The sequence below is a fragment of the Allobosea sp. P1_B10 genome (assembly GCF_056406735.1).
This window is the reverse complement of record NZ_JBFTZP010000002.1, coordinates 40,862-59,816: the sequence shown is the minus strand read 5'-3', so window position 1 is coordinate 59,816 and position 18,955 is coordinate 40,862. Positions and strand designations below refer to the sequence as shown.

Annotated in this window: 15 protein-coding genes and 1 pseudogene; 3 read left to right on the top strand and 13 right to left on the bottom strand. The window is 65.6% G+C overall.

What is annotated here, in order from left to right; translation table 11 throughout:
- Positions 1-190 precede the first annotated feature (190 nt).
- Positions 191-1,276, top strand: coding sequence for a DUF2778 domain-containing protein (locus AC1D2L_RS04945; protein WP_476844729.1), 1,086 nt, complete (start codon positions 191-193; stop codon positions 1,274-1,276).
- A 108-nt stretch (positions 1,277-1,384) separates the two neighbouring features.
- On the opposite strand, the gene AC1D2L_RS04940 is transcribed toward AC1D2L_RS04945, so the two are convergent.
- The 7 genes from AC1D2L_RS04940 to AC1D2L_RS04910 form a co-directional block, all read right to left on the bottom strand.
- A complete protein-coding gene (locus tag AC1D2L_RS04940) occupies positions 1,385-2,365 on the bottom strand; it encodes a peptide ABC transporter ATP-binding protein (protein WP_476844728.1) in 981 nt (326 codons plus the stop codon).
- The gene (locus AC1D2L_RS04935; protein ID WP_476844727.1) at positions 2,362-3,387 is read right to left on the bottom strand and encodes an ABC transporter ATP-binding protein; all 1,026 of its coding nucleotides are present in this window, start codon (positions 3,385-3,387) and stop codon (positions 2,362-2,364) included. Before AC1D2L_RS04935 ends, AC1D2L_RS04940 begins: the two co-directional genes overlap by 4 nt.
- A gap of 5 nt (positions 3,388-3,392) precedes the next feature.
- Positions 3,393-4,304: an ABC transporter permease subunit gene (locus AC1D2L_RS04930; RefSeq protein WP_476844726.1), complete on the bottom strand. Its 912-nt coding sequence runs from the start codon at positions 4,302-4,304 to the stop codon at positions 3,393-3,395.
- 13 nt (positions 4,305-4,317) lie between these two features.
- The gene (locus tag AC1D2L_RS04925; RefSeq protein ID WP_476844725.1) at positions 4,318-5,328 is read right to left on the bottom strand and encodes an ABC transporter permease subunit; all 1,011 of its coding nucleotides are present in this window, start codon (positions 5,326-5,328) and stop codon (positions 4,318-4,320) included.
- Between the two features lie 21 nt (positions 5,329-5,349).
- Complete coding sequence (locus AC1D2L_RS04920; RefSeq protein ID WP_476844724.1) at positions 5,350-6,174, bottom strand: M55 family metallopeptidase; 825 nt, start codon at positions 6,172-6,174, stop codon at positions 5,350-5,352.
- Between the two features lie 74 nt (positions 6,175-6,248).
- Positions 6,249-7,865, bottom strand: a complete 1,617-nt coding sequence (locus tag AC1D2L_RS04915) for an ABC transporter substrate-binding protein (RefSeq protein ID WP_476844723.1) — start codon at positions 7,863-7,865, stop codon at positions 6,249-6,251.
- 75 nt (positions 7,866-7,940) lie between these two features.
- Complete coding sequence (locus tag AC1D2L_RS04910) at positions 7,941-9,530, bottom strand: ABC transporter substrate-binding protein (RefSeq protein WP_476844722.1); 1,590 nt, start codon at positions 9,528-9,530, stop codon at positions 7,941-7,943.
- A gap of 320 nt (positions 9,531-9,850) precedes the next feature.
- Between AC1D2L_RS04910 and AC1D2L_RS04905 the strand changes: the two genes are divergently transcribed.
- Positions 9,851-10,525: an RraA family protein gene (locus AC1D2L_RS04905; RefSeq protein ID WP_476844721.1), complete on the top strand. Its 675-nt coding sequence runs from the start codon at positions 9,851-9,853 to the stop codon at positions 10,523-10,525.
- A gap of 28 nt (positions 10,526-10,553) precedes the next feature.
- Here AC1D2L_RS04905 and AC1D2L_RS04900 read toward each other — a convergent pair whose 3' ends face one another.
- The 6 genes from AC1D2L_RS04900 to AC1D2L_RS04875 all read right to left on the bottom strand — a co-directional run bounded on the left by AC1D2L_RS04900 (position 10,554) and on the right by AC1D2L_RS04875 (position 17,995).
- Positions 10,554-11,060 carry a DsrE family protein gene (locus AC1D2L_RS04900; protein WP_476844720.1) on the bottom strand — a complete coding sequence of 169 codons (507 nt, stop codon included), beginning with the start codon at positions 11,058-11,060 and terminating at the stop codon, positions 10,554-10,556.
- Between the two features lie 25 nt (positions 11,061-11,085).
- Positions 11,086-11,586: a hypothetical protein gene (locus AC1D2L_RS04895; protein WP_476844719.1), complete on the bottom strand. Its 501-nt coding sequence runs from the start codon at positions 11,584-11,586 to the stop codon at positions 11,086-11,088.
- 32 nt (positions 11,587-11,618) lie between these two features.
- Positions 11,619-12,677 (bottom strand): TAXI family TRAP transporter solute-binding subunit, encoded by a 1,059-nt coding sequence (locus AC1D2L_RS04890; protein ID WP_476844718.1) that lies wholly within the window; start codon positions 12,675-12,677, stop codon positions 11,619-11,621.
- A gap of 65 nt (positions 12,678-12,742) precedes the next feature.
- Positions 12,743-14,899 (bottom strand): coiled-coil domain-containing protein, encoded by a 2,157-nt coding sequence (locus AC1D2L_RS04885; protein ID WP_476844717.1) that lies wholly within the window; start codon positions 14,897-14,899, stop codon positions 12,743-12,745.
- Between the two features lie 367 nt (positions 14,900-15,266).
- Positions 15,267-17,054 (bottom strand): peptide ABC transporter substrate-binding protein, encoded by a 1,788-nt coding sequence (locus AC1D2L_RS04880; protein WP_476844716.1) that lies wholly within the window; start codon positions 17,052-17,054, stop codon positions 15,267-15,269.
- Between the two features lie 206 nt (positions 17,055-17,260).
- Positions 17,261-17,995 carry an SDR family oxidoreductase gene (locus AC1D2L_RS04875; RefSeq protein ID WP_476844715.1) on the bottom strand — a complete coding sequence of 245 codons (735 nt, stop codon included), beginning with the start codon at positions 17,993-17,995 and terminating at the stop codon, positions 17,261-17,263.
- Between the two features lie 41 nt (positions 17,996-18,036).
- On the opposite strand from AC1D2L_RS04875, the pseudogene AC1D2L_RS04870 reads away from it, so the two are divergent.
- Positions 18,037-18,954 (top strand): annotated as a pseudogene (locus AC1D2L_RS04870) (AraC family transcriptional regulator); the annotation flags it as partial.
- Position 18,955: the final 1 nt, after the last annotated feature.

Here is an 18,955-nt window from a genome sequence, read left to right as displayed (position 1 = left end):
ATCCGGTTCACCGCCGATTAACCAAGCGCGCGTCCTATGGAGGCAGTTCGAGTTTGGGGCTTCCCTCCACTGACGACGCTGCCGGAAGGCGGTCTGCTCGCGGCTCACGATCGAGTTGCGGCGAGCGGGCCCTGCGCCGCTGCGTGTCCGGGGTCGGGAGCAGTATCTGAGTATCCCGAGAGTGCGGCCCATGAGTATCACGTCCCGCAGGTCAGGCGGCAAAGCCGCACGCCTCAGCTTGTCCCGCCTCGCGATACCCGCCGGCATTGTGGCGATGGGCGCCCTCGCGGTGATCGCGCTCTCGGACATCTATGCGCCGCAGCCCGCGTCGACCGAGTCGGCATCATCCATGCCCGCTCCGCAGAGGATGGCCAAGGCAAGCCCCTACAATCCCTTGCTCGACCCCGGCTATTCGCTGGGCGCCCCACCGCAAACCCTGAAGCAGGCACCGCCCTTCGATGCCGGTTTCCGCGCCTCCGCTGTCGCGCCAAAAGCTCCCGCGCCCACGGTTCCGGCGCCCTTCGACATGGCGGCCGTGCCCGACCCGGTGCAGGCCACGCCGCCCGCCCAACTGGCGCTGCCGCCGTTGCCTCTCGACAAGCCGCGCATCGTCGCGGATGCGCCGCGCCCGATCCCGCGTCCCACCGACCTGAACCCGCAGGCGGCCCCCGAGCGTCCGCGCGCCGCCGAGCGCCCCTCCTTGCGCCGCAACAGGACAGCCGCCGCGGCCGCCGCCACGCCCGAAGACAACCGCTCGTTCTTCGAAAAACTCTTCGGCGTCGAGCGGGCTCCGGCAAGCACCGCACTGGCCTACGCTGCGCCGCAGGATGACATCATCGACGCCGGTCGCGGCCGCAGGCTGAGCCCGCTGGTCACCCCCGCGCCCAGCACGGCGCAGGCGACCGCGATCTACGACATCAGCGCCCGCACCGTTTACATGCCCAATGGCGAGAAGCTGGAAGCCCATTCCGGTCTCGGCGAGCACATGGACGACCCCAGCAATGTCCATCTGCGGATGCGCGGCGCGACGCCGCCGCACACCTATACGCTGAGCATGCGCGAGGCACTGTTCCACGGCGTGCGCGCCCTGCGGCTCAATCCGGTCGGCGGCAGCGCTGCGATCTACGGCCGCGCAGGGCTGCTGACGCACACCTATCTGCTCGGTCCGAACGGCGATTCCAATGGCTGCGTCTCGTTCAAGGACTACGACAAGTTCCTGCAGGCCTATCTCCGCGGCGAGGTGAAGCGCCTTGTCGTCGTCGCCGGCCGGGGCTGAGTTCGAGACCCGGTCCACCAGGCGTTCGCTTCGCCAAATGAAAAAGGCGCCGCTCAGCAGGGAGTGGCGCCTTTGCGTATTCGCGATCCGGACGACCAGTCCGGCTGGTTAGGCAGCCTCGGCCAGGAAGCGCTCCGCGTAGTGGCAGGCCACGAGGCGCTGGTCGAGCGGCCGTGCCGCGGGGCGTTCAGTCCGGCAGAGATCGGTCACATAGGGGCAGCGCGTCGAGAACACGCAGCCCTTCGGCGGGTTCAGCGGCGACGGCAATTCGCCCTTCAACACGATGCGCTTGCGCTTCTCGGTCGAGACGCTGGGCGTCGAGGCGAGCAGCGCCTGCGTATAGGGATGGAGCGGCCGGGCGAAGACCAGTTCCTTCGGTCCATGCTCGATGGCATGGCCGAGATACATCACCATCACCTCATGGGCGATGTGCCGGACGACGCCGAGATCATGCGAGATGAAGAGATAGGCGAGCTTCAGCTCATCCTGCAGATCCGCCAGCAGGTTGAGGACCTGCGCCTGGATCGACACATCCAGCGCCGAGACCGGCTCGTCCGCCACCAGGAGCTTCGGCGACAGGATCAATGCGCGCGCGATCGCGATGCGCTGGCGCTGGCCGCCGGAGAACATGTGCGGATAGCGGTTGTAGTAGTCCGGCCTTAGGCCGACCCTGGCCATCATGGCGCGCGCCTGTTCGGTGCGCTCGCCCTTGCTCAGCTCGGTGTTGATCAGCAGCGGCTCTTCGAGGATCGAGCCGACACGCTTGCGCGGATTGAGCGAGCCATAGGGGTTCTGGAAGACCATCTGCACGGTACGACGCAGGCGTCGCGTCTCGGAGGACGGCGGATGGATCGCGTCCACGCCGTCCAGTGTTAGTTCACCCGAGGTCGGCGTCTCGATCAGCGTCGCCATGCGGGCGAGCGTCGATTTCCCGCAGCCGGATTCCCCGACCACGGCCAGCGTCTTGCCAGCCTCGACGGAGAAGGACACGCGGCTGACCGCCTGCAGGCCAGCCGGCGCGCGGAAAAGGCCACGCTTGATGGCGTAGGTCTGGGTCAGGTCCTTGGCAATGATGATGGGCTGGGTCACAGGCTCGGCTCCGTCCCGATCAGGCGCCCGTCGCCGGCCGCTCGCATCGCCTCGCGCTGTGGATCTCCCAGGGGATAATGGCAGCGGATCTGGCCGTCCTGCCATTTGCGCAGCTCCGGCTGGACCTGCCGCGAATGATCGGTGGCAAAGGCGCAGCGCGGGCTGAACAGGCAGCCCTTGGGCCGGTCATGCAGTCCCGGGACCATGCCGGGGATGGTTGCAAGGCGGGTCTCGCCCACGCTGCGCTCAGGCAGCGCCGCCAGCAGCGCGGCCGAATACGGATGCTGCGGGGCGGCAAAGAGCGAGGCGACGTTGCGCTCCTCCATGATCTGCCCGGCATACATCACCATGATGCGCTGTGCCGTCTCGGCCACCACGCCCATGTTGTGGGTGATGAGGACCAGCGCCATTCCGCGCTCGCGTTGCAGGGAAACCAGCAGGTCCAGGATCTGCGCCTGGATGGTGACGTCGAGCGCGGTCGTCGGCTCGTCGGCGATCAGCAGGCGCGGATTGCAGGCGATCGCCATCGCGATCATCACGCGCTGGTTCATGCCGCCCGAGAGCTGGTGCGGGTATGACTTCATCCGGCTTTCGGGCGCAGGGATGCCGACCTGTTCGAGCAGCTCGATGGTGCGCCGGCGCGCCGTCTTGGTGTCCATCCCCTCATGCTTCTTGAGGGTCTCGATGATCTGGAAGCCGATGGTGAAGCACGGGTTGAGGCTCGTGCTCGGCTCCTGGAAGATCATGGCGACGTCCTTGCCCGTCAGGTGGCGTCGCTCCCTGTCGGACATGGCGAGCAGGTCGCGACCGTCGAAGCGCAGCTTGTCGGCCGTGATCTTGCCGGGATAGGCGACCAGACCCATCAGCGCGAGCATGGTGACGCTCTTGCCGGAGCCGGACTCGCCGACGACGCCGAGGATCTCGCCCTCTTCCAGCGTCAGGTTGATGCCGTCGACCGCCTTGAGCAGGCCGGCGGATGTCGGAAATTCGACTCTCAGATTCTCGATTTCGAGGAGTGGCATGGGCTTTAGCGTTTCAGTTTGGGGTCGAGCGCGTCGCGTAGCCCGTCACCGAGCAGGTTGAACGCGAGGACCGTAATCAGGATGGCGAGGCCGGGCAGTGTCACCACCCACCAGGCGCGCAGGACGAATTCGCGGGCGTCGGCCAGCATCGTGCCCCATTCCGGGGTCGGCGGCTGGGCGCCGAGGCCCAGGAAGCCGAGCGCGGCGGCATCAAGGATGGCGGTGGAGACACCCAATGTCGCCTGCACGATCAGCGGGGCCGCGCAATTGGGCAGGACCTCGCTGAACATCAGGCGCAATGTGCCGGCGCCGCTGACCTTCGCCGCGATGACATAGTCCTTCGAGATCTCGGCGACCACGGCGGCGCGGGTGATGCGCACGTAATGCGGCAGCACCACGATCACGACCGCCAGCATCGCATTGGTCAGGCCGGGCCCGAGGATCGCGACGATGACGATCGCGAGCAGCAGGCTCGGCATCGTCAGCACGATGTCCATCAGCCGCATGATGACGATCTCGGTGACGCCCTTGAAGAAGCCGGCAACGAGTCCGAGCACGATGCCCAGGACCATGGCCAGCGCCACGACCGCAAGGCCGATGATCAGCGAGAGGCGCGCCCCATAGAGAAGGCGCGAGAGCATGTCGCGCCCGATCGCGTCGGTGCCGAGCGGATAGCTCCAGGAGCCTCCCTCCTGCCAGACCGGCGGCTTCAGGAAAACTGCGTTGTTGGTCAGATAGGGCGAATGCGGCGCCAGAATATCGGCGAAAACGGCCGCGATGATCACCAGCGTGATCACCACGAGGCCCGCCACAGCGCCGCGGTTGGCGCTGAAATAGCTCCAGAACTCGCGCAGCGGATGAGGCGGTGTTCCGCTCGGGGCGGCAGCGACAGGGGTTTCGAGAGTTTCGGTTGTCATGATCGTAGCCCCCTCAGCGCGCGTGCCGGATGCGGGGATTGATCAGCCCGTAGAGCAGATCGACGAAGAGATTGACGCTCATCACCACGATGCCGAGCAGCAGCGTGCCACCCTGCAGGATCGGATAGTCGCGCCGGCTGATCGCCTCGATCAGCCATTTGCCGATTCCCGGCCAGGAGAAGATCGTCTCGGTCAGGATGGCGCCCGTGAAGAGCCCGCCGACCTGCAGGCCGATGACGGTGATGATCGGGATCAGCGCGTTGCGCAGCGCATGCAGCGCCACGACCCGCAGCGGGGCCATGCCCTTGGCGCGCGCAGTACGGATATAGTCCTCGCCAAGCACCTCGAGCATCGCCGAGCGCGTCATGCGCGCGATCACCGCCAACGGCACCGTGCCGAGCACGATCGTCGGCAGGATCAGGTGCGACAGCGCCGATTTGAATGCGCCGAAGTCACCCGCCATCAGGCTGTCGATGGTCAGGAATCCGGTCACGGGCTCGATGTAGTACTGCACCGCAATCCGGCCAGAGACGGGTGTGATCCCGAGTTGGACCGAGAACAGCAGGATCAGCAGCAGGCCCCACCAGAAGATCGGCATGGAATAGCCGGTCAGCGATAGACCCATCACCCCGTGGTCGAAGATCGAGTTTCGTTTGACCGCCGCGATGATGCCCGCCGGCAGTCCGATCGCCAGGGCCAGCAGGATGGCGCAGAGCGCAAGTTCGATCGTCGCGGGGAACAGCGTGCGGAACTCGGAGACGACGCTCTCGCTGGTCACGATCGACTTGCCGAGGTCGCCCCGCAGGACCCGATCGATATAGACGCCGTATTGCACGAGCAGGGGCCGGTCCAGGCCCAGTTCCTTGCGAAGGATTTCATGGCGTGCGGCGTCGATACCGCGCTCGCCGGCCATGGTCTCGATCGGATCGCCCGGAACCAGGCGGATCAAAAAGAAGGCGAGCATGGTGATGCCGATAAAGGTCGGGATCACCAGGCTGACGCGCGTGAAGATGAAACGGAGCATCGGAAACCTAATTGCGCCCTGTTACTGCAGGGTCGGGTTGTAGCCCAGCGCAAACACGAGGAAGCGCTGGAGGTCGAGAATGTCGTCGGCAATATAGCGGATGGTGAACGCGTCGATCTGCTCAACGCCCTTGAGCATGGCAATGAATTCCACCGGCTGCCGATAGAGGTAGTCGAGTTCCAGCGTGATGGGGCCAGGGATGCGGTGCGGCTTGATCTCGGCTCGCCGCGAGAGCGCCCTCGTAACACCGTCGCTGATAAGCTCATACGACGCTTCAGGCATCAGAGTCCGCGCCGAAAGCCTGCTATGCGCCCATTTTACTGTTACATCCTCGATACCCGGCAGGATCGCCTTCGTCTCCGCGATGCAGACGTCGTCGCCGCTGACCAGCAGGACCGGCGTATCGAAATGCCCGGCGATCGCGGCGTTTATAAGGGATTCAGGCGCAGACATGCCGTTGACGCGAATGTCACGCACGACCGCGCTGTAGAATGTGTGGGCCAGGATGCCGCCGGGATTGGTCGCGCCGGCATGGTAGCCGATAAAGAACGCACCATCGAAGCGGCCATGCTCGATACCCTGCATCATCGAAAGCGGCCGTGGCCAGGAGCGGACCACCTCGACCTGCCTGGGCAGGCGATCGAGCAGCAGGTTCTGCGCATTGCCATGGCTGTCGCTGATCACGACATCGGTCGCACCGGCTGCGAAGGCCGCATTGGCCGCAGCGGCGACGCTGTCGGTCATCCAGATCCGGGCCTGCTGGTACTCGAAGCCTTCGGGCCGCGTATGAGCGCGCGAAACCACGCCCGCGATGCCCTCGATGTCTGCAGAGATATAGATACGCACAGCCGTCCCGTTCCCCCGTCGATCATGCTTGAGCCGGGCGCGCGGCAGCAAAGCTGCGCGCCCGGTCTTGTTCGTTACTTGACCAGCGAGACGCCGTAGAAGGGCTGACCACCGAAGAAGTGGATCTTGTAGTCCTTCACTTCCTTGCGGACCGGCGTGAACGCCTGCGCATTGGCGAAGAACAGGCCGGCTGCATCTTCATTCAGCAGCTCCTGGAAGCGGCGATACAGCTTGGTCCGCTCGCCCTGGTCCGTGAGCTCGCTCGCCTTGAGCAGGGCAGCTGAAGCTTCCTGGTTGCACCAACGCGAACGGTTGGTGCCCGACTTGGCGCCTGCGCAGGTCCAGCCCGAGGTCAGGATCTGGCTCGGATCGGGATAGTCCCAGGTGTAGCCGAACATGCCGACCTGATGGTCACCGGCGCGGCCACGCTTGAGGTATTCGCCCCACTCATAGCTCTGAATCGTCGCCTTGACGCCGATTTTGGCCCAATCGGCCTGGATCAGCTCGGCGGCGCGACGGCCGTTCGGCATATAGGCGCGGACGACCGGAATCGCCCAGAGCACGGTCTCGAAGCCGTCCTTGTAGCCGGCCTCCGCAAGCAGGGCCTTGGCCTTCTCGGGATCGTAGGGGCGCGGCTTCAGGCCGTCATGATGCGACCACAGCGACGGCGGCACGGCGGCGACCGCCTGCTTGCCGGTGCCCTGGTAGACGGCGTCGATGATCGCCGGGATGTTGGTCCCATAGATCAGGGCTTCGCGGACGCGCTTGTCGTCGAAGGGCTTCTTGTCCTGATTGAAGGCGAGGAAGCTCTGGTCGGCGATGCTGCCCTGCAGCATGCTCAGGTTCGGGTCCGCCTTCATGGCCGGCAGGTCGCCGGGGTTGGGATAGCGCGCGATCTGGCACTCGCCCGACCTGACCTTCGCGTAGCGCACGGAAGCATCCGGCGTGATCACGAAGATCAGGTCGCTGACCAGGGCCATGCGGTCCTTGTTGCCGACCTTCTTGGTCCAGTGATCCGGCATCGCCTTGAAGCGGACCGTCGCGTCCTTCTGGTAGGACGTCATCGCGAAAGGCCCGGTCCCGACGGGAACGAAGTTGACCTGCTCCTGCGTGCCGGCCTTGGCCATCGCCTCGGCGTATTCGGCCGAGAAGATCGACATCGGCTCGACAGACAGAGCGCTCAGCAGCGGCGAGTTCGGCTTGGACAGCACGAGACGCACGGTCTCGGCATCGACCTTCTCGATCGCCTTGAGGCTCGGCCTGACGATTTCGTTGAAGAAGCCGTAATTGGTTCCACCGACCTTGTAGTAGGGGTGGCTCTCGTCGAACATGCGCTGGAACGAGAACATGACGTCGTCGGCGTTGAAGTCCCGCGTCGGGGTAAAGCCCTTCACAGAGTGGAACTTCACGCCCTTGCGCAGCTTGAACGTGTAGCTCAGGCCGTCCTCGGAGATCGTCCAGGATTCCGCCAGGCTCGGGATGAGCTGGGAACCGCCGCGCTCGGTGGCGACCAGGCGCTCATAGATCTGAGCGGCAACGTCATAGGCGGTGTTCTGGCCGGAAAACTGCGGATTCAGAAAATCAGGGCTGGCTTCGGTGCAGACGACAAGCGCCTGCGCCCCGGCCCCGCCGGAATATAAAAGCGTACTCAAACCGAGGGCCGCCGCAGCGGCCATCATGCGAACAGACATAGCGATCTCCATGGGAAACAGGCGCGGCCCCTCCAGGCCGCGCCCAGCCGTCAATGCATCAATCGGGCCAGTGGATCAATTGACGTCGACACCGTAAAAAACGTGCCGGCCGAAGGGCGAAAGCTTGAAGTCCTTCACCTCCTTGCGGACAGGCTTCAACTGCACAGCATGGGCGATCGTGAACCAGGGAGACTGCTCCTTGAAGATCACCTGCGCCTGCCGGTAGAGCTCGGTGCGCTGGGCCACGTCCGAGGTCGTCTTGGCCTTCTGCACCAGGTCCTCGAAGGGCTGGTAGCAGAACTTGGCGACGTTCGAGCCGTTGGTCTTGGCGGAATCGCAACCCAGCAGCGTGTGCAGGAAGTTGTCTGGATCGCCATTGTCGCCGGTCCAGCCGAGCATGCCGGTCTGGTGTTCGCCCGCCTGCATGCGCTTGCGGTACTCACCCCATTCGAAGCTCTTGATCTCGGCCTTGACGCCGATCTTGGCGAGGTCGGCCTGCATCAGCTCCGCGATGCGTTTGGCGTTGGGATTGTACGGGCGCTGCACCGGCATGGCCCAGAGGTCGATCTCGAGCCCGTTGGGATAGCCCGCCTCGGCCAGCGCCTTCTTGGCGGCGTCGGGATCGAAGGGATCGTCCTTGACGGCGTCGTTGTAGGACCACATCGACGGCGGGATCGGGTTGATCGCCGGAATGCCGCTCGACAGGTAGACCGCGTCGATGATCGCCTTCTTGTTGATCGCCATGTTGACGGCGTGGCGGACCTTGACGTTGTCGAACGGCTTCTTGGTCGTGTTGTAGGCGAGATAGCCGATATTCAGGCCCGGCTGCTCCAGGATCTGGACATTCGCGTCCTTCCTGATCGCCTCCAGGTCGGCCGGGTTCGGATACGGCATGACATGGCACTCGGCCTTCTGCAGCTTGGCCCAGCGCACCGAGGCATCCGGCGTGATCGCGAAGATCAGGTCGTCGATCTTTGCCTTGCCGGCCCAGTAATCCGGGAAGGCCTTGTAGCGGATGATCGCGTCCTTCTGGTACTGCACCAGCGAGAACGGTCCCGTACCGATCGGATCCTGGTCAAGCTTCTCGGGCGTGCCGGCCTTCAGCATCGCATCGGCATATTCCTTCGACTGCACGCTGGCATATTGCATCGCGAGGTCGGACAGGAAGGGCGCTTCGGGCTGGGTCAGCGTGATTTTGACCGTGTAGTCATCGACCTTGTCGACCGACTTCAACAGCTTGGGCATGCCCATGTCGTTGAAATAGGAATGGTTCGAGCTGGTGACCTTGAAATAAGGATTGGCTTCCTTCCACTGACGTTCGATCATGAAGACGAAGTCGTCGGCGTTGAACTCGCGCGTCGGCTTGAACGCCCGCGTGTTGTGCCACTTCACGCCCTTGCGCAGATGGAAGGTGTAGGTCAGGCCATCGGGCGAGATGTCCCATTTCTCGGCTAGCGCCGGCTCGACCTTTGTGCCGCCGCGCTCGAACTGCACAATGGTGTCATAGATCTGGGTGTTGGCATCGAATGAGGTGCCGGTCGTATTCACGCTCGGTGCGAAATTCTCCGGGCTGCCTTCCGAGCAGTAGATAAGCGTCTTGGCCATGAGCGGCTGCGCCGCCATCAGCGCCGACGCAGACAGCGTCGCCAGCAGAAATGTTTTCATGATCGGTTCCCTCGTCTGCATCACGCGTGGCGGCCGGTCGGCCCGGTACGGCTCTCGTCAAGAGTCCCGATCGCGGTCCGAGGGCAGCTATCACGAAGCTTGAGCTTATTGAAATGTGAACCCCTGCGATAGCGGACTCATAATTACGCTTTTGGCGCAATCGTGCGGCGGGAGAGCCGTCTTTCGCATGATCTCGCGCGAGAAGGCGGTGCCCGCTCCCTTGCGTCGGCGGCGCGCCGAAGCGCTGGCACGCCTGCCCGGTTGTGACGTAGACCTTGCTGGCCGCGGCAAGACCGCCCATCAGTCGGAGAGGGTATCCTATGACTGTCTTGATCCATCCCCCCACGCCCTCCCAACTGACAGACGCCGAGATCGGGGCCTGGCGCTCCGTGCCGGTCGCGATCGCCGTCGATCTCGCGCGCAACAGCGGCCAGATCGACCCCGCCATCCGCCCGCTCAATCCGCCGGGCCGGCAGCCACCGCTGTTTGGTCGCGCCGTAACGGCGCTGTGCGAGCCGCCGGACTTCGGCGCGGTTGTGCACGCGCTCGAGATCGTCGGCCCCGGCGACGTGCTGATGATCGCGGCTGCCGGCAATGCCGAGTTCGCGATGATCGGCGAGATCCTCGGCGGTCATCTCAGGGCCCGCGGTTGCGTCGGCCTTGTCTGCGACGGCGCGGTCCGCGACGTCGCGACGCTGGCCGGTTGGCAGGACTTCTCGGTGTTCTCCCGCTTCGTCACGCCGCGTGGCCCCGCCTCGGCCGAGCGCGGCGCCATCAACCTGCCGGTCGTGATCGGTGGACGGCTGGTAAGCCCTGGCGACCTGATCATCGGAGACGAAGACGGCCTCGTGGCGCTGGCGCCCGCATTCGTGCGCTCCCGTTTCGCCGACGCGCAGGCAAAGCAGGCCCGCGAAGCCGAATGGATCGCGAACCTCGCCGCGGGTCGTACCGTGGTCGAAACCTTCGGACTGGCACCGGCGCAGAACGCCGCCTGATGTCATCGGCAGCGAGACCGGACCGGTGTCAGGGACGGACGTAGGTCCAGCCGCGCTCCTGCAATTCCATGAGGTGGACGACGCCTGACGCCACCACTGTAGCCTCGGGGATCAAGGAAATCTCCTTGTTCTCCGCCTTGCTCATATTGCCCTGGGTGTTGCCGCAGGCCTTGAAGGATATGGTCGGCGTGCTCGCCGCCATCGCCTTGATGCGAGCCTTAACCGGCGAGGTGTCGTCGCGCAGCATGTTGAGGCCGGGCCCGAAGGTCACGATCTCGATATCCACCTTCTCGCCGAGGTCCTGGTAGTACTGCGCGACATTCGCCGCGTTGTTGAGCGCGAGGTTCATCGTCCCGGGCTCGTTCGTGTTGACCTGCAGGACGAGCTTGTGAGCCTTTTTCTCGGCAGCAGGCCGCTTCGCGGTCTGTACAGCTGTCTGCTTGACGCTCTGCGCCGCTACAGGTGCGATCGCGATGAGCAAAGCCAGGCTGCCCGCCACTGCGGCCGCGACCCCATCTTGGAACCTGATCGTCATTGTCTTTCGCCCTTGTGTTCGAGGACTATTCGGTGCGCGGCTTGCCAGGAGGCCAGTTGCAGGCGGCAGCGACCCTGCCGCGCGCCCTTTTCAGACCGGTGAGGGAGAACTGCCCCTCATGGGCAGCTCCGCTACGCGCCGCGAGGCGGATCGCCAGGGCGCCCTCATCCGGCAGCGACTGCAGCAGGCTCACGACATCACCCCTGAAGGCGACGCCCGTTCCGGATGGGGTCCTGGCAGCGGACAACCTCACCGGCTGGCCGTTGTTGAGACGATAGGACAGCTCGTAATCAGTGCCGCCGGCCGAGAGGGCAGGCCCTGCGACCACCATCTCGGTGCGGCCGCCCCGGCAGAGGATCGAGAGCTGCGTCAGGGCGCTGGCGGCAGTCTCACGCGAGGAGGCAGTCGCGGTGACGATCGGCGAATAGTCCACCGGAGACGTAGTCTCGCTGACGACCCAGGCGTCGCTGGCGGGCGGCGGCGCCGCCGGTTCGGGCACGCCCTGGGCAAGAACGGCCCGGCTCATGATCCCAAACGCCATAGACACCACGATCACGTTCATTGCGGCGCCCGTGGCGCCTGCGCTTGACGGTCGAGCCATTCCTGCGCTGCCGCGAAGCGGTCGAGCCCGGGGACGGTCGCGGCCAGGTTGATCGACTTCCATTTCTCGTCGAAACCGGGCCCCTGCAGCTTGTCGATGCGGCTGAAAAGCAGGTCGACGAAGCGGGCGACGCGATCATAGCGATTCGTCTGTTGGGGCCAGTTGAAGGCGACGAGCGCCGTCGGCACGGCAATCGTCGCGACCCGCTCATTGGCCTTGATCAGCGCGGGATACTCGCGAGCCTCCAGCACGGCGGGGAGATAGTAATCCTCGAACCTGCTCTCGTACTGGACGGGCAGGAACTTGAAGCCAGGCTCGAAACGCCCGCGCACGAATGCGTCGACCGGCTTGGAGGTGATGAAAACCACCGCCGCGATCTCGCCCTTGCGCATCTGCTCGAGCGCGATCGGGTGAGGAATGAACATCTTCTCCGCGTTGATGCCGAGGCGGCTGAAGATCATCGGGCCCGAATAGGCTGCCGCCGTGCCCTGCGTGTTGAAGTTCACCTTCTTGCCGTTGAGGTCCTGCAGGGTCTGGATCTCGGGCCGGACCAGAATATGGAGTTCGGACGGGAAGAGGTTGAGCAGATAGGTGATCTTTCGCCGGATCTGGGGCATCTGCGCCCGGTACTCCTCCAGCGCATCCGAGTTGATGATCGCGGTGTCGACGCCGCGCAGATAAAGCAGTGCGTTGAGGTTTTCCGTCGCGCCGCGGGTCACGATGGGCAGCACGAGCATGTTGGGCCCGTTGTCGGTGACGCGGGCCATCTCCGCGCCGAGGCGCAACGGCGCCCCTTCGATCAACCCGGCCGCGAGCCCGACCGTCCAGGCGTTGATCTTCTCCTGTTCGGTGGCTGCCGGGCGCCCGCGCGACGGGGATGCGGCGCCTCTCGGGCCGACCTGCGCCGTCTGCGCTGTCTGCGCTGTCTGGGCGAGCGACTCCGTGGACCGGAGCGCAGGCACGAGCGCAGTCAACGCGGTCAGCAGGAGCAAAAACCCTCCCGAAAGCATCTTCATCGCCAATTATCCTCTCAAGCCTGGATGCCTGCCCGCAAGCGCCGGCGCGGGCCGCCTGTTGGTGGTCACTGAAGCAGCGCGCCGCGATCCTTCGCCTCCTGAATGCCGCCGGCCTGCGCTCTGGCATAAAGCTCGCGGGCCTTCGTGACCTCGCCCCGCGTGCCATAGGTGCCCCAGGCCGAGAGAATGCGGGGGTCGTAGGTCTCCGCCAGCATGAAGCTCGCGCGCGCACTGCCCATCTCGGCCGCGCGTTCGAGGACGATCCGCGCGGACCCGATGTCGCCCTGGCCCAGCAGCACGCTGGCGCGCGCGATCAGCCGCATCGATTCAGCATTGTCCGGGGCGTCCGGGACCACTGCCGGGACCACTGCTGGCGCTGCCTCGGCGACCTGCGCCGCAGGGACCTGCCGGCTTGGCGGGACAGACGTCACCGGCCCGGTCACGGCGAAGCCTGCGATCCCGGGACGCACCGACACCTCCTGCGCCATGGCGGCCGCGCGATCGCGCTCCTGTTGCAGCGCCTGCCGCAACTCGGCGATGGTCGCATCGGTCGCCTGCCGAAGCTGGCTGATTCCGTCCTGGGCCTTGCGCAGCTGTTCGGCTTGCGCCTGGAAGTCGCGCTGCGTGCCCGAGAGCTGGCCGGCCAAGGCTGTCGCGCGCGCACGTTCCTGCTCGAGCGTTTGACGATGCTGTGCCGTGGCGGCGCTCAGGACCTGGCGCGCGACATCGGTCTCGGCGAGAGCTGCTGCCCTCTGTTGGTCGAGCTGGAGAGTCTGCGCGGCTCTCGCGGCCTCGGCCTGCTTGAACTGGGCGGCGTCGCTGCCCGCCTTGCGAAGCTGTGCCGACTGGCCCTCGAGCTCACGCTGGGCAGCAGAGACCTGGTTTGCCAGCGCGGCCCCGCGCGCACGTTCCTGCTCGAGTGCCTGGCGATGCTGTGTCGTCGCGGCCGCCAGCGCCTGCCGCGCGGTGTCGGCCTCGGCCAGCGCAGCCGCCTTCTGCTGCTCGAGCTGGAGCGCCTGCGCGGTCCTTGCGGTCTCCGCCTGCTTGAGCTGCGCGATCTCGGCCCCAGCCTTGCGCAACTGGAGCGCCTGCCCCTCGATCTCGCGTTGCGCCGACGAAATCTGGTTGGACAGTGCGGCCCCGCGCCCCCGCTCCTGCTCCAGCACCTGTCGCTGTTGCGACGCTGCCGTGGTCAGCGCCAGCCGTGCGGCCTCGACCTCGGCCAGGGCAGCCGCCTTCTGCTGCTCGAGCTGTACAAGCTGTGTGGTCCTTGCGGTCTCGCTTTGCTTGATCTGGATGAAGTCGGCGGCCGCCTTGCGAATCTGCCCCGCCTGCCCCTCGTTGTCGCGCTGGGCGGCAGCGAGTTGACCGGCAAGCGCGGCGGACCGCTGGCGCTCCTGGTCGAGCGCCTGGCGATGTTGCTCGGTGGCATCGGCCATGGCCTGGCGCGCCGCTCCGGCCTCGGCGAGAGCGGCCGCCTTCTGCTGTTCCAGCTCCAGTGCCTGCGCAGTCCTTGCCGCCTCGATCTGCTTGAGCTGCCCGGCGTCGTCGCCCGACTTGCGCAGCTGCGCCACCTGCGTCTCGATGTCTTGCCGCGCGGCAAGGACCTGGCTTGCCAGTTCCGCCCCGCGCGCACGCTCCTGTTCCAACGCCTGGCGATGCTGAGTCGTGGCGTCAGCCAGCACCCGCCGCGCGGTCTCGGCCTCCTGTTCAAGGGCTGCGGCTTTCTCGCGTCCCTGAGCCAGCACCTGCTCGGTGCGGTCGGCCTCGCTGCGCAACTGAGCCTTGAGCGCCTCGATGCTGCGCCATGCCTCGGCAAGCTCCTCGGTGCTGGCGATGCTGGAAGCGGGGCTCGACGGCGCGGACGCAATAGGTTCCCCGGGTTCGCTGATAACGGGATGGTCGGGCTCGCGCGTCACCATCACCAGCAAAATGGCCGCGACGGCGGCGCCGCTTCCCAGGGCGATCCGGCGCCGGCGCCGCGCTTTGGCGCCGGCCTGGGCGGCCTTTGCCTGTGCCGATCTGGCCGAGCCATCGGCTATCGCAGCCGCGGGCTCGCTGGGGTTCGAGACATGCGCGTCCCCGGATGTGTGCGGCTGGTCGTGTGGAGCGTCTCCGTTCCACTGGCCCGCCCAATGGACGACATCGTAAGGCCGGCCGTCGTCACCCGTTCCGATGACGATGTTCCTGTCTTCCGATGACCTTTCGCTCGCGTCGCGCATATATCAGGCGCCTGTTCAATCGGCGGCATGGATCGTACTGGGCGACAAGCCACGTCATTTGCGAGCCTGCTTTGGCCGACGCCAACCCATACGTCCGCTAAAGACGGTCCGCGAAGCATCGACCACGCCCTCGTCGCGGTCGAGATGACCTCAGATCGGAAGCGACAAGAAGACGTGCATAGGGGCAGGAAATTGCCCGGACGGGGTACCCCGCCATAACCCGGCCTCCGCTCTCGCGCTGCACAGGCCGCGGCGTCATCCCGAAATGAATGTAGCCCGGCGGACAGGGTCCGCCGGGCTACCGCATTATGAGATCACATTGAGCGCGCCCCCGGCCGCACTATCCGGGTCGGGGGCGGCTCGCCACTTAGCTGCGATACCAGGAAGCGAGGTTCCAGGTATCCACGTCCCAGCCGCTGTGGTCGACGGCCAGGGTCGCGCCCACGGCGACGACCTTGGCGCGCGACAGCACCGGCAGGATGACGTTGGCCTCGCAATAGATGTCGTTGACCTTGATCAGCAACTCGGCCCGCTTGGCGGGGTCGAGCTCCTTCTGGGCGGCGAGATAGGCCTCGTCAGCCTCCTTGCTGATGTAGCGCGAGACATTGCGCCCAAGCCACTTGTTCTCCTTGTTGGCGACTTCCCAGGAGGTGAACTGGCCGAGGAAGCGCTCCGGATCGGGCTGGGGCTGCGTGGTCGTGTACATCTCGATGTCGGTGTACAGCTTGGTGTAGGTGTCGGGGTTGGCGACGTCCGACGAGAAGAACACCGAAGCCGTGACCGACTTGAGTTCAAGCTCGATGCCAGCACGCTGGCAGGCCTGCTTGAACACCGCCTGGACCTTCTGGCGCGGGGCGCTGATCGAGGTCTGGAAGACGAACTTCAGCTTCTTGCCGTCCTTGGCGCGGACGCCGTCGGAGCCCTTCACCCAGCCCGCTTCGTCGAGGACCTTGTTGGCCTTCTCGACGCTGAACTCGTACTTCAGCCTGGTCGACTTGTAGCGCTTGGGCTCGTTGACGAAGCTCGCGGTCGCGACACCGGCGCGGCCGTAGATGAACTTCTGGATCGAATCGCGGTCGATCAGCAGGTTCAGGGCCTTGCGGACGGCGGGGTCCGACAGGGTCGGGTGCTTGGTCTTGATGCTCGAACGCTCGCCGTCGACCTCGGTCCACGGGTCGGTCGTGTTCAGTGTGATGAACTCGATGTCGCCGGCAGGTGCGACGCTGATCCGGCCACGACCGCCTGTTTCCATGCGCTTGAGGACTTCTTCCTCTACCAGCGTGTCCCAGGCGTAGTCGTATTCGCCGGTCTGCAGCACGGCGCGGGCGGCCGAGACCGCGTCACCGCCACCCTTGACCTCGAGCGTGTCGAAGTGCGGCTGGTTGGCGACGTGGTATTCCTCGTTGCGCGTCGCGGAGATGATGTCGCCGGGACGGAACTCGACCAGCTTGTAGGGGCCAGTGCCAACGGGCTTGAGGTTGGCAGGCGCCTCGCGCGACTTCGAGCCCTTGTAATCCGCGAAGTGGTGCTTCGGCAGGATCATGCCGGCAACGCCGACGAAGGGGTTGGCCCAGAACGGGGTCGGCTGCGCGAAGATGACCTTGACAGTCAGGTCGTCGATCTTCTCGACCTTGATGTCCTTGTAGACGCCGTTGGTGTAGGCGGCGGTCGCCGGGTCGGCGGCGTATTCCCAGGTGAAGACGACGTCGTCGGCGGTGAGCGGCTTGCCGTCATGCCATTTGACGCCGGGCTTCAGCTTCCAGGTCACGCTGAGACCGTCTTCCGACAGGCCACCATTGGCGCGCGACGGCGCCTCGGCGGCAAGCTGCGGGATGAGGTTGCCTTCCTTGTCCCAGCCGGCGAGCGGCTGATAGAAGATGCGCGAAGCCACCTGATCCTTGGTGCCGGACGCGAAATGCGGGTTCAGCAGCGTCGGAGCCTGCCAGAGCAGGATCTTGAGGGGTCCGCCGCCGCCAGCCTTGGCGGGCTTGTATTCGAGCGTGGCATTGGCCAGCGCAACGTCGTTCCAGGCAAGAATCTGGCTGGCAATCGGCGCGACGATCCCGACCGCCGCCATCCGCTGGATGAAGGAGCGGCGCGACAGGCGACCTTCCTTCACATTATCAACCATATCTTGGATATACTGACTGCTCATAACTTACCTTCGCGTTTCATCGGCCATATACACGGTCAAATCCTGACCGTGCTTGATCTTGCTTTATCGCGATTCGAAAGCGTGGCCACGCTTTCGACGCGATTGTCCTCGTAAGAGTGGCAACCTTAAGCCCACTTTAAGGCGGCAGAAGAAGATCGGCCTGCCCCGCTATTCCAGCCCGCCCGCCTTGCCTTGGAGCGGCGAATTCAGTCCTGCGCCGTCGGCCGGATCACGATGCTGCCGATCTCGACGTCGGCAGGCTGCTCCAGCGCATAGGCAATGGCCCGCGCGACGGCTTCGGGTGGGATCGCGATCGCAGATGCGCGCTTACGGGTCGCTTCTCTCGCTGCCTCGTCGGTCATCGAGTCCGCGAAATCCGTCGCGACCATCCCCGGCGAGACTTCGGTCACCCGCAGATGAGGCCCCGCTTCCTGCCGCAAGGCCTCGGTGATCGTGCGGACGGCGTTCTTCGTCGCGGCATAGACCCCCATCGAGGGCACAATCTTGATACCAGCGGTCGAAACCACGTTGACGACGTGCCCGCTGCCCTGGCGGGCGAACAGCGGCAGCGCCGCGGCGATGCCATGCAGCACCCCTTTGATATTCACCTCGATCATCGCATCCCAGTCCTCGACCCTGAGCGCGTCAAAACGCGAGATCGGACCGATGCCCGCATTGTTGACGATTGCATCGAGGCGCCCATGGCGCTCGCTGGCCAGTGCCACCAGCGTCTCGAGATCGCTGCGCTGTGTGACGTCGGTCCGACGGAACGCGGCGCGGCCCCCCGCGCTGACGATCTCCTCGGCGACGGCCGCAATCTGTGTTTCCCGGCGCCCGCCCAGGATGACCGCGGCGCCCTGCCGGGCCAGCAGCAGCGCCGTGGCGCGGCCGATGCCGCTGCCGGCGCCCGTGATGACGATAACCTTGTTGTCGTTTGCCATGTTCGCTCTCCTTTGGTGGAGAGATAGAAACGCGATACCGGATGATCTATGCTCGTGGCTCCATGAGTTTGTCGCAATCGTCCAGTTCTGAGAACGATCCCCTCTCCGCGGTCCTGGCCCTGCTGGGCGCGCGCAGCGTCCGTCGCACGCGCCTCGAAGCGTCCGCCGACTGGCATCTTGCCTTCCCGGCCCAGAGGCGACTGAAATTCGTTGCGCTCCTGCGCGGCCACTGCTTCGTCCTGCTGCCGGGACAGGCCTCCTGGCGCCTCGCGGCGGCCGATGTCTTCTTGATTGGCGACACCCCCTATGCCGTCGCCAGCAACCCCGATATCGCCCCTGTCGACGGCACGGCCTTCTACGGCGATGCGGGGCGCGAATTCGCCCGGCTGGGCGGCGACGAGACCATCATGCTGGGCGGCGGCATCGCCTTCGAGAACAGCGATGCGACGTTCCTGCTCGACGCCCTCCCCGCCTTCATGCACATCGCCGCGAACTCGCCATCCGCCGGCACGATGTCGCGGATTCTCGACCTCCTGCAGGCGGAGCTCGGACAGGGCGGCCTCGGCGGCTCGCTGATCGCAGCCCGGCTTGCGGAGATCCTGATCGTGGAGGCGATCCGCGCCCACCTCGCCGGGAACGGAGCGAGACGTATCGGCTGGCTTGGAGCGATGGCGGATCCGAAGATCGGCGAGGCCTTGCGGCTGATGCATGCGCAGGTGGCGCGGCCGTGGACGGTCGCGACGCTTGCCGGCCATGTCGGCATGTCACGCTCGGCCTTCGCGTCCCGCTTCAGCGACCGCGTCGGCCGCGCCCCGCTAGACTATCTCACCCGCTGGCGCATGCTGCTCGCACGGCAACTGGTGAACGAAGGCAAGGCGACGCTGTCCCGCATCGCGGCCGACGTCGGCTACCGCTCGCAAAGTGCGTTCGGCCACGCCTTCCGGCGCAGCTTCGGCCATT

What these genes read in the sequence shown, in the direction of transcription:
- AC1D2L_RS04895 (WP_476844719.1), bottom strand. Translation starts at nt 11,586, where the DNA reads ATGAGCCGGGCCGTTCTTGCCCAGGGCGTGCCCGAACCGGCGGCGCCG.
- AC1D2L_RS04890 (WP_476844718.1), bottom strand. Translation starts at nt 12,677, where the DNA reads ATGAAGATGCTTTCGGGAGGGTTTTTGCTCCTGCTGACCGCGTTGACT.
- AC1D2L_RS04925 (WP_476844725.1), bottom strand. Translation starts at nt 5,328, where the DNA reads ATGCTCCGTTTCATCTTCACGCGCGTCAGCCTGGTGATCCCGACCTTT.
- AC1D2L_RS04945 (WP_476844729.1), top strand. Translation starts at nt 191, where the DNA reads ATGAGTATCACGTCCCGCAGGTCAGGCGGCAAAGCCGCACGCCTCAGC.
- AC1D2L_RS04935 (WP_476844727.1), bottom strand. Translation starts at nt 3,387, where the DNA reads ATGCCACTCCTCGAAATCGAGAATCTGAGAGTCGAATTTCCGACATCC.
- AC1D2L_RS04875 (WP_476844715.1), bottom strand. Translation starts at nt 17,995, where the DNA reads ATGGCAAACGACAACAAGGTTATCGTCATCACGGGCGCCGGCAGCGGC.
- AC1D2L_RS04930 (WP_476844726.1), bottom strand. Translation starts at nt 4,304, where the DNA reads ATGACAACCGAAACTCTCGAAACCCCTGTCGCTGCCGCCCCGAGCGGA.
- AC1D2L_RS04905 (WP_476844721.1), top strand. Translation starts at nt 9,851, where the DNA reads ATGACTGTCTTGATCCATCCCCCCACGCCCTCCCAACTGACAGACGCC.
- AC1D2L_RS04885 (WP_476844717.1), bottom strand. Translation starts at nt 14,899, where the DNA reads ATGCGCGACGCGAGCGAAAGGTCATCGGAAGACAGGAACATCGTCATC.
- AC1D2L_RS04915 (WP_476844723.1), bottom strand. Translation starts at nt 7,865, where the DNA reads ATGTCTGTTCGCATGATGGCCGCTGCGGCGGCCCTCGGTTTGAGTACG.
- AC1D2L_RS04900 (WP_476844720.1), bottom strand. Translation starts at nt 11,060, where the DNA reads ATGACGATCAGGTTCCAAGATGGGGTCGCGGCCGCAGTGGCGGGCAGC.
- AC1D2L_RS04880 (WP_476844716.1), bottom strand. Translation starts at nt 17,054, where the DNA reads ATGAGCAGTCAGTATATCCAAGATATGGTTGATAATGTGAAGGAAGGT.
- AC1D2L_RS04910 (WP_476844722.1), bottom strand. Translation starts at nt 9,530, where the DNA reads ATGAAAACATTTCTGCTGGCGACGCTGTCTGCGTCGGCGCTGATGGCG.